Raw genomic sequence first — 14,106 nt, 5'->3', positions numbered from 1 at the left:
GGGCGCGCCCGGTGGTCCGTGCGGGGCACGGACCACCGGGCGCGGGTGGTGCGGTCGGAGCTCAGCAGGCGCCGCCGTGGCTCTGACGGCGCCACGGTCCGGTGATGGCCAGCATGATGCCCGGCACCTGGATGTTGGCGAACAGCGTCCTGCCGTCGGGCGAGAAGGTCACACCGGTGAACTCGCTGTACTCCGGCTCCTGCGCGGTGCCGATGTTCAGCTCGTTGCGGGCGATCGGGTAGGTGCGGCCGTCGCCGAGCGCGCCGAACAGGTGCTGCTGGCCCTCGCCGTCCTCGGCGATGACCAGGCCGCCGTAGGGCGAGACGGTGATGTTGTCCGGGCCGTCGAAGGCGCCGTCGACCGACGGGTCGGGGTTGACGCCCAGGAGGACCTTGAGGGTCAGGGTGCGGCGCTTGGGGTCGTAGAACCACACGGCACCGTCGTGGGACGCGCCCGGGCTCTCCTCGCGGGCGTAGGAGGAGACGACGTACACGCCGCCGTCGCCCCACCACATGCCTTCCAGCTTGCGGGCCCGGGTGACCTCGCCGGCCGCGAACTGCTTGCGGACGGAGGTGGCGGCGGCGTCGCGGTCCGGGACGTCCACCCAGTCCACGCCGTAGACCGTGCCGATCTTCGTGGCGCGGGACAGGTCGTCGACGAACTTGCCGCCGGAGTCGAAGCACTTGAAGGCCTGCAGCACACCCGCGTCGGCCCCCAGGGCGCGCAGCTTGCCGCGGCCGTGGTGGAAGCCGGCCGGCGGGGTCCAGCGGAAGAACAGGCCGTTGGGGTTGGAGGCGTCCTCGGTGAGGAAGAGGTGGCCGCGCTTGGGGTCGACGACGACCGCCTCGTGCGCGTAGCGGCCCAGGGCCTTGATCGGCTTGGGGTCGCGGTTGGCCTTGCGGTCGTACGGGTCGACCTCGAAGACGTAGCCGTGGTCCTTCAGGAAGCCGTTCTTGCCGGCCTTGTCCTCGGTCTCCTCGCAGGTCAGCCAGGTGCCCCAGGGGGTGCGGCCGCCCGCGCAGTTGGTGACGGTGCCGGCCACGCCGACCCACTCCACGACGTGGCCGCCGTGCTGGGCGACCTCGACGATGGTCACGCCGCCGGCCGCGCCGGAGTCGTAGACCAGGCCCTCGGTCAGCGGGACCGGGTGCGGCCAGTCGGCGCGGGCGCCGGCCAGCTCGTGGTTGTTGGCGAGCAGCGTGGCACCGCGCAGCCCCTCGAAGGTCGCGGTGCCGTCGTGGTTGGAGGGGGTCGACTCGCCGGACTCCAGCTTGGTGACGCCGGTCCGGGTGATGACGCGGTACGAGAAGCCCTTGGGCAGGGCCAGGATGCCCTTGGGGTCCTTGATCAGATCGCCGTAACCCAGCCGGCCGTGGTGCCGGGACGCCCCGGCCTCCGCGGCGGTCGCCGGGGCCTCGGCGGCGAGGGCGCCCGGCGCGGTCGCGAGGACGTCGACGGTTCCGGCCAGCGCGACTCCGGCGCCGGTGATCGCCGTGCGCTTGGCGAAGTCTCTACGGGTGAGCGGCATCGTTGTCTCCTGGGGCCACGAGGTCACTGCTCTGCCGCAGTCACGCTCCCGCTCCGCGGCGAACGGGAGTTGAACTGAGCGGGACATTCCGACGCCCATTCCCTGAGGCGTTCGGGCCGCCTCCGCACCCCGTTCCGCAACCCGTTCCGCGCCGCGGCAGGCGGCTCAGGGCGCCGTGGGTCCCGCCGAACGGGCCTTGAACGCGGCCTTGCGCGCCTCCTTGGCCAGCCGCTTGTCGGGGTGGATGCGGCCCATGGCCTCCAGGACGTCGGCGGTCGCCGGGTGGTCCACCCGCCAGGCCGCGGTGAAGAACCCGTCGTGCCGGGCGACGAGGTCGGTGACCAGCTCGCGCAGCAACTCGGGGTCGTCGTCGGCGTCGAGCTGGGCGGCGATGGTGTCGACGGTGAGCCAGAAGATCATGTCCTCGTCGGGCGTGGGGACGTCCGCCGCCTCGCGTTCGGTCAGCCAGACCCGGGCCAGTCCGCCGAGCTGGCGGTCGGCCAGGACCTCGCGCAGGGCCGGCTCTGCCTCGTCGCCGAGCAGGCTCAGGGTCTGCTGGGCGACCAGCCGGCGGCCGGGCGCGTTGCGGTCCTCGCCGCGCGCCGCCTCCAGCAGCTCACGGGCCGCGTCGTACGGCTTGCGGTTGCCGAGCCAGGCGTCGGCCTCCCGGCGGGCGATCTGGTCCGGGTACCGGAACAGCGCCTCCAGGAGGGCGGCGGCGGGCTCCCCGGCCAGGTCGCCGGCGACCGGGGCGTGCAGGCCGGCCTCGACCATCCGGGACCGCACCCCGTAGACGCCGAGCGGGGTCAGCCGCACCAGGCCGTACCGGGAGACCTCCTCGGGCCCGATCTCCTGCGGGAAGGCCAGCGTCCCCTCGGCGGGGCCGGCGTCCTCGGACTCGGCCTCCTCGATCAGCGCCTCGTCCAGCGGCTGGTACTCCAGCAGCCCGGTGGTCGTGAGCAGCCGGAAGTGCTCGTCGAGGCGCATCATCACCTCGGTGACGTCCTCCAGCAGGGCGTCGCTCGGCTCCTCCACGTCCTCGGGGACGACGAGGGAGGCGGCCAGGACCGGCAGCGGCACGGCGTCCTTGGCGTCGCCGCCGGAGTCCTCCATGACGGTGAAGAGGTAGAGGTTGGCGAGCGCGCCGTCGAGGAACTCGGCCTCCTCCTCCGGGTCCCAGTCCAGGGTGCTCAGGTCGACCTCCCCGTCCGGGCCCAGTTCCTCCATCAGGCCGTCCAGGTCGGGGGTCGCGGCCTCGGCCAGCGCCGTGTCCAGTGCGGCGAGCCACAGCTCCAGCACCTCGCGGGGCTCGCCCGCGTCCAGCCGGGTCAGCGCCTCGCCGGGCACGGCGCGCCCCGCGGGCTCGTCCAGGGCCACGCTCGGGGCGCCCTCCTCGTCCTCGTCCGCGGTGTCCGCGATGTCCAGGTCGACGAGGCCCGCGTCCACGGCCACGCCCCAGGCCTGGGTCGTCTCCGCCGGGCCGTCCGGCTGCTCCTCCAGGCCCAGCTCGCGGACCGCGCGCGGGACGTCCTCGGCGGTCAGCTCCCCCATCGCGTCCACGGTCACGTGCGGCGCGCACCAGCGTGCCAGCCGTACCGCGCGGTCGAGGAGCGGTACGGCGAGTGCGAGCCGCGCCAGCTCCTCCTCGGGCAGCAGCCTCACCGGCGGCAGGTCGAGGCGGTCAGCGGCCATGGCGGGATCTCCAATGCAGCGGTGTCTGGGGGCGCGTGAGCGCGCAGCACCAGCCTAGACGTGCGGGCGCCCGGCGGGTGCGCTTCGGCCTCCCGTCACCCGTCGTTACCGCAACGGACGCGCGGGGCGTCGGCATTGGCGCGCGTCGGCGGACCCCGGAGGGCGACCACGGCGGCTCCACCCGTCAGCGGTGTCACTTCCGCCCCACCGCCGTGGCCGGGCACCGGTGCGCACGTCCCGGAGCCCGCGCCACACGGCGCGCACGGGTGTGCGGCAGGGCGTACGGCGGGCCCTTCGCGCCCCGCGGGGTGGGGCGGGGCGGGCGCCGGGCACCTGACGTGATCCCCGCCATGACGACGAGCGGGGCGGACCCGGCGCAGGAGGCGCTCGACCGGCACGTGCGGACATTCTTCGCGGGCCACCCGGTGGGCACTGCCGACCGCGACCTGGGCGACGGACGGCGCGGCACGGTCCCCGGCCTGCGGGTCCTCGAGGTGGGCCCGGGCCCCCGCGGCGACTACCGGACCTACGTCACGGCCGGTCGCGGGTCATGGTTCGACCGCGACTTGCCACCGCCTCGAGTTCGTCCTGACCGCCCCGGTCCGCGACCCCCGCTTCGCCGACCTGATCGCCATGACCGTCCACCACCACCGCGGTCCCCGGCCGCATCCGCTCGACGTGGGCCACAGCCTGCCGGTCGGCGGGCCCTGGGTCCCCGGTTCGGCCTGCGACCACATCCTGGTCAGCCTCCCGTACCTGCACGGCCCCGAGCCCCTGGAGCGGCGCTTCGACGACGCGAAGATCCTTCCGCCGGCCCCGCACCGGGCACCGGTCGTCCGAGCCGGCCCGCTCCGCCGACCGTGGTCAGTCCTGCGAGAGGAAGTCCTCCAGCGCCTCCAGCCAGGCGTCGGGCTGATCGACGTGGGTCATGTGCCCCGCCTCCTCGATCACCGCCGCCCGCGCGGACGGCAGGAGCCGCAGCGTGGGTGCGACCAGACCGACCGGGAAGGTCATGTCCTGCCGTCCGTGCAGCAGCAGCACGGGCACGCCGAGCGCCGCGAGCCGCCCGGGGTCGCCGGGGCGGCGCGGCCCCGGCAGCGTCCCGGCCTGCCAGGGGCGCAGCCATTCCGCGGTGAAGCGGACGCCGCGCAGGACGTCGAGGTAACCCGGCAGGGCCTCCTCCCGCCACACGTTCGCCCGCGCGGAGGCCACGGCGGCCGCACGCGTGAGGGCCGCTCCGGACAGCGAGGGGTCGGACCACACCGCGGCCTCCGCCGCCAGCCGCTCCTCGCGCTCCCGCCAGCCGTCGAAGGCGTCCGGCGGCACCGGCAGGACACTGCTCGACGCGATCACCAGGCGTCGTACACGCCCGGGCGCGGCCAGGGCGAGGCGCTGCGCGATCAGCCCTCCGTACGAGAAGCCGAGGACGTCCGTCCGCCCGATCCCCAGGGCGTCCAGCAGCCGCACGAGGTCGGCGGTGGCCGCGTCCGGCGTGTAGTGGCCGTCGGCGAGCCCGCGCGTGGAGCGCCCGCAGCCGCGCAGGTCCGGGAGGACGATCCGGCGGTGCCCGGCGAGCCGGTCCAGGGGCCGGCGCAGGTACGTGTGGTCCCAGTCGGGTCCGCCGTGCACCACCAGCAGCGGCGGGCCGGACGGACGGCCGGCCCGGGCGACGAACAACTCCACCGCCGGGTCGTGCGAGACCGGCACCAGCATCTCCTCGAACACGGGGGCCAGTATGACGATCCGACAACGTCCCTAGGATGGCCGGGTGACGACGGACACCGCTACGCCGGACCGCACCGAAGACGCCGCCGGCGACCCCCGGGCGGCGACCGCCGCCGACTGGCCGCTGCGACTGCGCCGGTTCGGCCACAGCCCACGCCCCCGGACCGACACGCGCGAGCGGCTGGTCCCGCCCTTCCCCGAACCGGGCACCCGGACATGGCAGGCCCTGGGCCTGGGTCCGGCGCCGGCGCACCGCGCCGCACGGGCCATGGGCTGGCTCGGCCCCGTCCTGGTCGCCGTCCTCGCCGGCGTGCTGCGCCTCGTGGACCTCGGCAGCCCGCGCGCCATCGTCTTCGACGAGACGTTCTACGCCAAGGACGCCTGGTCCCTGCTCCGGCTCGGCTACGAGGGCACCTGGCCCGACCGCAAGGTCTCCGACCCGCAGATCCTGGGGGACCCCCAGGTCATCCCGCTCTCCGAGACCGGCCACTTCATGGCGCACCCGCCGATGGGCAAGTGGGTGATCGCCCTCGGCGAGTGGATGTTCGGCCTGAACCCGCTCGGCTGGCGCTTCATGGCGGCCGTGCTCGGCACGCTGTCGGTGCTGATGCTGTGCCGCATCGGCCGCCGGCTGTTCCGCTCCACGGCACTGGGCTGCCTCGCGGGCGGCCTGATGGCGGTGGACGGGCTGCACTTCGTGATGAGCCGGGTCGCCCTCCTCGACGTGGTCGTCATGTTCTTCGTGCTGGCGGCGTTCGGCTGCCTGCTGATCGACCGCGACCGCGCGCGGGCCCGGCTCGCGGCGGCCCTCCCGGTGGGCCCCGACGGCTTCGCCGGGCCCGACGCCGTCACCGGCGCCCGCGCGGGAACCGGCCCGCGTCCCTGGCGGCTCGCGGCCGGCGCGCTCCTGGGCCTGGCCTCCGCCGTCAAGTGGAACGGCCTGTACTACCTGGCGTTCTTCCTGCTGATGACCGTGCTCTGGGACGTCGGCGCCCGCCGTCTGGCCGGGGCCCGCCGCCCCCGCCGCGCGGTGCTCCGCCGCGACCTCGGCTGGTCCTTCCTGTCCCTCGTCCCGGTCGCCCTGGTCACGTACCTGGTGACCTGGACCGGCTGGTTCCTCAGCGCCGACGGCTACGGCCGGGACTGGGCCGACGGGCGCGGCGGCACGTGGTCGTGGATCCCGGCCCCGCTGCGCAGCCTGTGGCACTACGAGTACGGGGTCTACCAGTTCAACGTCGGCCTGGAGGACCCGCACCCGTACCAGTCCAACCCGTGGAGCTGGCTGGTGCTGGGCCGTCCGGTGTCCTTCTTCTACGAGTCCCCCAAGCCGGGGCAGGACGGCTGCGACGCCGCCAGCTGCTCGCGGGAGATCCTCGCCCTCGGCACGCCGCTGCTGTGGTGGGCGGCCTGCTTCGCCCTCGTCTACCTGCTCTACCGCTGGGCGCTGCGCCGCGACTGGCGCGCCGGCGCCGTCCTGTGCGCGGTCGCCGCGGGCTACCTCCCGTGGTTCCACTACCAGAACCGCACCATCTTCTCCTTCTACGCCGTCGTCTTCCTCCCCTACCTCTGCCTGGCCCTCGCCATGGCGCTCGGCGCGCTCCTCGGCCGGCCCGGCGCCGGCGAACGCCGACGCACCTACGGGGCGGTGGCCGGGGGCGTCCTCGTCCTGCTGATCGTCTGGAACTTCATCTACTTCTTCCCGATCTACACCGGGCGGACGATCCCGTACGACGACTGGCACGCCCGGATGTGGCTGAACACCTGGATCTGACCCGGCCGCCCGTGGCCGGGATACCATGCCCCCCCGTCCAGGCAGCCCCGTCCGGAGGTGTGCGATGGCACGTCCCGTCTTCCCCGAGGCCCCCGTCCCGCCCGGTGAACTGGACCGCGCGCTGCGGCCGTTCGGAACCTCGACGATGCTGCCCGGCGAGGCGTACACCTCGGCCGCCGTCCTCGACTGGGAGCGTCGGCACCTGTTCGCCGGCACCTGGTGCTGCCTCGGCCGCGCCGACGACCTGTTCACGGGGCCGGACGGGGCCGCCGTCACGCAGCGCGCCCTGGTCGTGGGCGACGTCCCGGTCCTGCTCACGCGCCCCGGGGACGACGGCGCCGTCCGCGCGTTCGCCAACACCTGCCGGCACCGCGCCCACGAACTCCTGCCCGAGGGCGGCACGGGCACCCGGGAGATCGTCCCGTGCCCCTACCACGCCTGGGCGTACGGCCTGGACGGCGCGTTGCGCAGGGCGCCCGGCTTCCAGGACGTGCCCTCCTTCGAGCGCCGGGACCACGGGCTGGCCGAACTGCCCGCCGTCGAGTGGCACGGCTGGGTCATGGCCAACGCGACCGGTGACGCGGCCCCGTTCGCCGAGCACCTCGGCGGGATGGGCCCGCTGGTCGACCCGTACGCCCCCGGGGAGCTGAAGGCCGCCGAGCGGCACGGGTACACGGTCCGCGCGAACTGGAAGGTGATCGCCGAGAACTACCACGAGTGCTACCACTGCCCCCTGATCCACCCCGAGCTGTGCGCCGTGTCCCCGCCGACCAGCGGCGACAACTACGACCTCCCCGGCGCATGGGTGGGCGGGGCGATGGACCTGCGGGACGGCGCGGAGACGATGTCCCTGACCGGCCGGTCCCGGGGGACCTTCATCGACGGCACGGACCGGCGCCGCGTGCTGTACCTCGGCCTCTTCCCGAACCTGCTGCTCTCCCTGCACCCCGACTACGTGATGAGCCATCTGCTCGTCCCGGAAGCCCCGGACCGCACCCGGGTCACCTGCACCTGGTACGTACCCGAGGGCGTGGCCGACGCCTCGTACGCCGTGGAGTTCTGGGACCGCACGAACCGGCAGGACTGGGCCGCCTGCGAGTCGGTGCAGCGCGGCCTGGCCTCCCCGCACTTCCGCCCCGGCCCCTTCGCCCCCAGCGAGGACGCGGTCCACCGCTGGGTCACGATGGTCGGCCGCGCCTACCGCGGCACGCCCCCGTGGGAACCGCTCGACCCCGCCTAGTCCGCCGCCCGGGCGGGTCACTCCACGAAGCTGCCGCTCCGCGACCCCATGCGCGCGTCCCCGACCTCCAGCAGTACGTCGGAGATCGTGAAGTGCTTTTCGAGGGCCGTCCGCAGCGACTCCAGGGCGGCGCGGATCTCGGACAGCTGCTCGCGCGGCTCGCGCTCCCGCAGGTACCGGACGACGGATTCGTACGTCGACGGTCCCCATGGGGACGACGTGGCGAGCGCGGTGTCACGCCACCGGGGCGCGAACTCCTGCAGGTTGGCCATCATCCGGCGCTGCCCCTCCCTGCTGCCGGGATGACCGACGTCCATCGCCCTCGCGAGGTCCTCCTGCGTCGGGGCGAGCGGCAGGGCCCCGGAGCGCATGATGGCGAGGAGCACCTGCAGGGCGTTGAACTTGCCGCTGAGCAGCGGCTGGAGCCGGTTGTAGGCCTCGGGGTCGATGATCTGCAGCGCCACACCGTGGTCACCCATCAGGCCGGAGATCCGCGCGAGGTTCACGATCTGCCTCTGCACACCCCGGGCGACCCAGTCCCCCGCGCCGAGCGCGTACGCGTCGTCACCGTGCTCGAGGTGCCGGCCCATTCGCTCCGCGTAGCCCTCCAGGTTCCTGACGATGCCTTCCGCCTCCAGCATCGCCTCGTTGAGCCGCACGTAGAGGATGAACAGCTCCGCGCCGAGTTTGCGGCGCCGCTTCTCCTCGCGGATCGCCCTCAGTCCCGGCAGCCCTTGCACGAGTGCCTCGACCAGGGTTCGTACCAATTCGACCATGGCTTTCCTTCGCGGTCCGATCGAACGGTGGTGGGAACCGGCAGGGCCCGGACTCTAACAGCCGCCAACGCGTGCGGGGGCCCCGCGCCCGGCGCGCCAGTACCGCTCCGGACGCTGCGGGCCGCATACGCTGCCAGGACGTGCGACCCGGCGTCCCCGGCTACGCGTACGCACGGGGAAATGCCGGACGCGGGAAAGGGTGTGGCATGACGTCCCCAGGCGTGCACCTCCGGGAGATCACCGACGACAACCGCGAGGCCGTCCGTGCCCTGCGCGTCCGGAACAAGCAGAAGCAGTTCGTCGCATCCGTGTCCCTGTCGCTGAAGCAGGCGGCGAAGATGCCGGACGCCAACCCCTGGTACCGCGCCGTGTACCGCGGCGACGAGCCGGTCGGCTTTGTGATGCTGTCGTGGAAACCGCAGGCCGGCCCCTACCAGGGACGCCACTTCATCTGGCGCCTCCTCATCGACAAGCGCCACCAGGGGCACGGCATCGGCCGGGAGGTGCTCACCCAGATCGCCGACCTGGTCCGCGCGGACGGCGCCACCGAGCTGCTGACCAGCTACGAACCCGGCGACGGCGAACCGTGGCCCTTCTACCGCAAGTTCGGCTTCGAGCCGACCGGTGAGATCGACGACGGCGAGATCGTCCTGCGGCTCTCCCTCCCACCCGGCTGAGCGCCGCGCGGGCGCGTGAACGCATCGGTCACCCGTCGAAGCGCCGCCACGGGATGTCGAGCGGTCCGAGCGGATGCAGTGCGCCGCGGTGCCGGGCGCCGGCCCAGACGTCGAGCTTTCCTTCGTCCCCGCCGGGGCTGACCGCGGCGACGAGACCAGGGCCGACCAGGAAGTCCGTCGGCGCGTCGGCGGGCGACAGGAACGGCCGCAGTGGCACGCGCACCAGCCGGCTTTCGAGAACGGGAAGCAGATGCGGGGGAAGGTCGTCACACCAAGCCTGATGGACGGCGCCGAGCGCGGCCTCCGCAAGGGAGAACTGCAGGAGGAATCCGCTCAGCGGTTCCGGCTCGGGCACAGGGTGGCTGTCCTCGAACCACACGATGGGATCGGTGTCGGTGGCGCCCGGCTCCCAGGGGATCGACCAGTCCCAGCAGCCCTGGCACTCGACACCGAAGACCAGGCGATCCGCGGTGCTGTCCGTGCGCAGCTTGTCGAGCGGCCTGATCCGGTTGTGCCTGCCGAGGACGGCAGGGCGCTGCGCGGCCAGACGGTAGAAGTCGGCCAGTGCCCCCGGGATCGAACCGGGCACGTCGGTGACCGCCCCCTGCGGGGCGGTCACCGGGTACCAGCCGGTCAGAAAGGACTCAAGGGCCCGGCCGGGCGCCGTCCGCACGTCGCCGAGCCAGTCCGGCCCGGGGAGAGGGGGCGCATCGCGGCCTGCGCCGGCTGCAGCTGTCGTACAGCGCCCTGAACTTCTTCAACGGCCTCTCGGCGGCCGGGCTGGTGGCCTATGTGACCCGACACGCCGGCAGTGTCGGCTGGGGGTCGTACTCCGCGTTCGGCGGAGTGGGGCTGGTCTCCGGCGCCCTGTACATGACGCTGCGCAAACGGCCGCATCGCGCCGACGTCCTCCTGCCCGTCGCACAGGCCACCGGCGCCGTGGTCGGCCACATCCTGCTCGTCGTACCGGGTGCCCACTGGCTCTGGTACCTGGGGAGTTTCGGCCGCAACGCGGGGCTGCAGCTCACCGGCGGCCCGATGACCGCGATCTGGCAGCGCCAGTCACCCGGCGACGCGCTCGGCGTCGTCAGCGGCTGCCGCCGCCTGATATCCCAGGGCGCCTACCCGGTCGCGGTGCTCATCGGTGGACTTTCCTACGATTGGTGGACGGCAGCGGTCGATTCCGACGGCATGTTCTTCACCGTCCTGGGGGCCGCGGAACTCGCGGCGGTCTCGCTGTGGCTCTTCGGCCCCGTACGGGCGGTGTTCGTCGCCGAGAACACGCACGTCGGCGAGCAGCCGATGGGGAAGACCGGCGCCAAGGTCGCCTAGGACGAGGGGATCTGACGCACCCCGACGTACGAGCGCCCTCCCGCGGGAGGGCGTTCGCCACGTCGGCCAAGGCCGCCGCCGGTTCACGGCCCGGAGGACGCGGTCGACCGCGGCCCGGGTGCGCCTCGCTGTTCGGCATCAGGTGGGTGCACGTGCGAAGGGTGAAGCTCGGATCATGGTGACCGAGGCACTCACTCAGCGCCTTGCTGCTCTCCCCGGCACCGAACGCACCTCCGACGAGTCCACAGCCGTCGACTGGCTCTCGCCCGAGGAGGTCTCGGCGCGCATGTCCGAGGTCTTCGCGGTTCGGCTCCCGGACGCCCTGGGCAGTGCCGGCCCGCATGTCCGTAGTCACGACGGCAAGCGCCTTACCGCGGTCCAATGAACGTCAATCGCAGTCGGAGGATGAGCCGAGAGCCCCGGCGACCTGAAGGACCTCTGAAGAGGTCGCCCGAACCGCGATGAGTTCCAGCACGGTCTCGGGTCTTCAGGTACATCCATCTTCTGCACGCGAAATTGGAGGCACCTTGAAGCTCTTGCTTACGTCAGGCGGCGTCACGAACCCAAGCATCCACACGGCGCTCGTGAAGCTTCTCGGCAAGCCGATCGCCGAGTGCCACGCCCTCTGCATCCCGACAGCACAATGGGGTCACCCGATGTGCGGGCCGACATCGGTGCGGGGCCTCGTAGCCGCCCAGCCCACGTGGCAACACCTGACCGGCCTCGGCTGGGCGTCACTCGGCGTCCTCGAACTCACCGCACTGCCCAGCATCGGCGCGGAACGATGGGTCCCCTGGATCCGGGAGGCCGACGTGCTCCTGGTCGACGGCGGCGACGCGACGTACCTGTGCCACTGGATGCGGGAGTCCGGGCTGGCCGATCTGATGCCTTCGCTGCCCGACACGGTCTGGGTGGGAGTGAGTGCCGGAAGCATGGTGATGACGCCCCGGATCGGAGCGTACTTCGTCGAGTGGCCGTCCGCGCCGGACGACCGCACTCTGGGAGTCGTCGACTTCTCCATCTTCCCGCACCTGGACGCTTTCCCAACGAACACCCTGGCTGACGCGGAGCGGTGGGCCGCCGACATCGGCGTCCCGGCCTACGCCATCGACGAACAGACGGCCATCAAGGTCGTCGACGGCTCCGTCGAGGTGGTCTCCGAAGGACAATGGACGAAATTCGGGGCATAGCCGCCCGACAGTCGTGACGTCGCGTCGTTCCGCGAGACCTGCAACCATCAACCGAGACAGGACATCATGGTCTGATCTCTGTCGGGTCTCGGTTGAGGCTTGACGGTTTGGCGTCGCGTGATGCTTGACGTTTGGGCTAGACGGTTTTTCGTTTGTTGTACTCCCCGGATTTGCGGACGACCACTCCCTTGGTGGTGGTGCGGGGGACGGTGGTGATCAGGTCGTTGCCGTGGAAGACCTGGATGACGGTGTCGTCGAGGTGGGCGGTGACGACCTGGCGGGCCCAGGTGCGGCCGACTTGGACGCGCTGGCCGGCGACGACGAAGCCGCCGTTGCTGGAGACGATCCGTTCGGCGGTCTGCGGTGCCGGCGGTGGGACGGTCGGTGGCGGGCCGGCGAGCCGGGCTCCGCGCAGTCGGCCGCAAGCCGTCGCCGGCAGCGGGCAAGGCAGCGCGGCCAGCAGGACCCGTCGTTCATCCAGGACCTGCATGACGGTGCCGTCCAGCCGGAGGGTTACCCGTCGTCCGGCGAACGCCCAGCCGATGTTGACCTTGTCGCCGCCCAGGCCGACGTATCCGACCGGGTTGACGGTGCGGTCGACCTCCACCGCCGCAGCAGTGGCCGGGCCGGGCTCCTGGGTCCACGGGCCGGCTGGCCGGGCATCGCCGCAGGCCAGCAGGGTTCGAAGGTCCCGGCCGGACAGTTTGGAGGGCAGGGTCTTGTGCCGGGTGCCATCGATCAGGACGTGCAGCCGGTTCACGTCGATCCGCAGGGTCACCGCGGTGCCGGCCAGGGCCGGGCCGAACCAGATCTGCTGGCCGCACAAGCCCAGGTTGCCCGACCGCGGCACCACCCGGTCGACCTCGACCGCCCCGACCTCGCCGCCTGGCTTCGTCCACGACCGCGGCTCGGAACGCTGCTTCGGCACCACCGCGGCGGGATCGCCAGGCGTCGCCTCCAGACTGGGTGGAAGTTTCACCGGTAGCGCCGTGACCTCCGTGCTGGTGAATCGGCTGGCCGGCGGCTGCATGTCCAGCGCCTGGTGCGGACGGGCGGTGTTGTAGTCGACCAGCCATGCATCGATGGCTGCCTGGGCGGCTGCGAGGTCGGTGAACCGGTCGCAGTCGTCCAGGAGTTCACGCCGCAGGGTCTGGTGGAACCGCTCGATCTTCCCCGTGGTTGTCGGCGACTTCGGTTTGGTCAGCCGGTGCTTGATCCCGTTCTCCCGGCAGATCCGGTCGAACAGCACCTCGCCGGGCTTGCCCGAGCCGAACCGGGCGGTGAACTGCTTGCCATTGTCGGTCAGCACCTCCTCCGGGACCCCGAACCGCTGCAGGGCCTCCCCGAAGGCCAGGCAGACCGCACGTCCGGTCGCCCGCGGCACGACTTTCGCGATCACCACGAACCGCGAGTGGTCATCGATGCCGGTGACCACCTTGCACTCCGCCCCGCCGGCCAGCAGGACGCCGCCGACGATGTCCAGCTGCCACAACTCCATCGCCGCCGAGCGTTCCCACCTGCGGTAATCCGACCTGCGGCGCTTCCTGACCCCCGGCTCGACCAGGCCATTGCGGACCAGCACCCGATAGACCGTCGCCCGCGACGGCACCGGTGTGATCCCTTTGCGTTCCAGTTCGTGCACCAGCCGCCGCTGACCCCAGCCCGGATGCGCCCGCCGCAGGTCACACACCAAAGCTTCCACCGCGGACGGGATCCGGTGCGGACACGACGCCGGGCGGTGCGAACGGTCCGCCAGCCCCGAAAGACCGGCCTGCTCGTACTTGCGCACCCACGCATGCACCGACTGCCGCGAGACCCCGTAACGCGCCGCGACCTCGACCACCGGGGCGCCCGCGGCCACCTCCATGACCGCGTGATACCGCTGCTCGACCACGCTCAACTCCACCAGCACGGCCCCGGCCCTCCCCGCACGCGCGAATCAGACGCGTACAGACAAGCCGAGGCAAGCGGTGTCAAGCATCAGGTGAAGCCACACTGTCAACCATCAACCGAGACAGGACATCATGGTCTGATCTCGGTGCGGTAAGACTCTCTCTACCTCATCAAGCCCCGCCCTTCCGGACTCCGTTGGGAAAGTCGTGATTCGGGCGTGACAGTGTCGTTTGTCTTGTTGATGGCTATGGTCGTTGGCGGGATGGAGGAGCGGGATGTCGC

At 72.3% G+C, this 14,106-nt stretch carries 11 protein-coding genes and 2 pseudogenes; 6 read left to right on the top strand and 7 right to left on the bottom strand.

Annotation, left to right across the window (positions count from 1 at the left end; all coding sequences use genetic code 11):
• Positions 1–61: 61 nt before the first annotated feature.
• From ACFV3E_RS30690 to ACFV3E_RS30680, 3 genes are all read right to left on the bottom strand, one after another.
• A complete protein-coding gene (locus ACFV3E_RS30690; protein ID WP_500537627.1) occupies positions 62–1,528 on the bottom strand; it encodes an alkaline phosphatase PhoX in 1,467 nt (488 codons plus the stop codon).
• Positions 1,529–1,693: 165 nt separating this feature from the next.
• Positions 1,694–3,220: a hypothetical protein gene (locus ACFV3E_RS30685; RefSeq protein WP_500537626.1), complete on the bottom strand. Its 1,527-nt coding sequence runs from the start codon at positions 3,218–3,220 to the stop codon at positions 1,694–1,696.
• Between the two features lie 864 nt (positions 3,221–4,084).
• Positions 4,085–4,945, bottom strand: coding sequence for an alpha/beta fold hydrolase (locus ACFV3E_RS30680; RefSeq protein WP_500537625.1), 861 nt, complete (start codon positions 4,943–4,945; stop codon positions 4,085–4,087).
• 43 nt (positions 4,946–4,988) lie between these two features.
• Here ACFV3E_RS30680 and ACFV3E_RS30675 point away from each other — a divergent pair, with 43 nt between their 5' ends.
• Positions 4,989–6,716: a dolichyl-phosphate-mannose--protein mannosyltransferase gene (locus ACFV3E_RS30675; RefSeq protein ID WP_500537624.1), complete on the top strand. Its 1,728-nt coding sequence runs from the start codon at positions 4,989–4,991 to the stop codon at positions 6,714–6,716.
• A 64-nt stretch (positions 6,717–6,780) separates the two neighbouring features.
• A complete protein-coding gene (locus tag ACFV3E_RS30670; protein WP_500537623.1) occupies positions 6,781–7,956 on the top strand; it encodes an aromatic ring-hydroxylating oxygenase subunit alpha in 1,176 nt (391 codons plus the stop codon).
• A gap of 17 nt (positions 7,957–7,973) precedes the next feature.
• On the opposite strand, the gene ACFV3E_RS30665 is transcribed toward ACFV3E_RS30670, so the two are convergent.
• Positions 7,974–8,732 (bottom strand): hypothetical protein, encoded by a 759-nt coding sequence (locus ACFV3E_RS30665; protein ID WP_500537622.1) that lies wholly within the window; start codon positions 8,730–8,732, stop codon positions 7,974–7,976.
• A 206-nt stretch (positions 8,733–8,938) separates the two neighbouring features.
• Between ACFV3E_RS30665 and ACFV3E_RS30660 the strand changes: the two genes are divergently transcribed.
• Entirely contained in the window at positions 8,939–9,409 is a 471-nt protein-coding gene (locus ACFV3E_RS30660; RefSeq protein WP_500537621.1) for a GNAT family N-acetyltransferase, read from the top strand.
• A 28-nt stretch (positions 9,410–9,437) separates the two neighbouring features.
• Here ACFV3E_RS30660 and ACFV3E_RS30655 read toward each other — a convergent pair whose 3' ends face one another.
• Positions 9,438–10,082 (bottom strand): hypothetical protein, encoded by a 645-nt coding sequence (locus ACFV3E_RS30655; protein ID WP_500537620.1) that lies wholly within the window; start codon positions 10,080–10,082, stop codon positions 9,438–9,440.
• A 119-nt stretch (positions 10,083–10,201) separates the two neighbouring features.
• Here ACFV3E_RS30655 and ACFV3E_RS30650 point away from each other — a divergent pair, with 119 nt between their 5' ends.
• A complete protein-coding gene (locus ACFV3E_RS30650; RefSeq protein ID WP_500537619.1) occupies positions 10,202–10,741 on the top strand; it encodes an MFS transporter in 540 nt (179 codons plus the stop codon).
• Between the two features lie 96 nt (positions 10,742–10,837).
• Here the strand turns inward: ACFV3E_RS30650 and ACFV3E_RS30645 are convergent.
• A pseudogene (locus ACFV3E_RS30645) lies at positions 10,838–10,961 on the bottom strand (site-specific integrase); the annotation flags it as partial.
• Between ACFV3E_RS30645 and ACFV3E_RS30640 the strand changes: the two are divergent.
• Both ACFV3E_RS30640 and ACFV3E_RS30635 read left to right on the top strand, forming a co-directional pair.
• Positions 10,929–11,126: pseudogene (locus tag ACFV3E_RS30640) on the top strand (NUDIX hydrolase); the annotation flags it as partial. The pseudogenes ACFV3E_RS30645 and ACFV3E_RS30640 overlap by 33 nt on opposite strands.
• A 142-nt stretch (positions 11,127–11,268) precedes the next feature.
• Positions 11,269–11,931 carry a Type 1 glutamine amidotransferase-like domain-containing protein gene (locus tag ACFV3E_RS30635; RefSeq protein WP_500537618.1) on the top strand — a complete coding sequence of 221 codons (663 nt, stop codon included), beginning with the start codon at positions 11,269–11,271 and terminating at the stop codon, positions 11,929–11,931.
• A gap of 136 nt (positions 11,932–12,067) precedes the next feature.
• Here the strand turns inward: ACFV3E_RS30635 and ACFV3E_RS30630 are convergent, their stop codons facing one another.
• Positions 12,068–13,831 carry an IS481 family transposase gene (locus tag ACFV3E_RS30630; RefSeq protein WP_500537688.1) on the bottom strand — a complete coding sequence of 588 codons (1,764 nt, stop codon included), beginning with the start codon at positions 13,829–13,831 and terminating at the stop codon, positions 12,068–12,070.
• Positions 13,832–14,106 lie beyond the last annotated feature (275 nt).

The organism is Streptomyces sp. NPDC059718 (assembly GCF_042733315.1).
In the GTDB taxonomy this organism is placed as follows: domain Bacteria; phylum Actinomycetota; class Actinomycetes; order Streptomycetales; family Streptomycetaceae; genus Actinacidiphila.
This window is presented reverse-complemented; position numbering and strand designations above follow the sequence as displayed.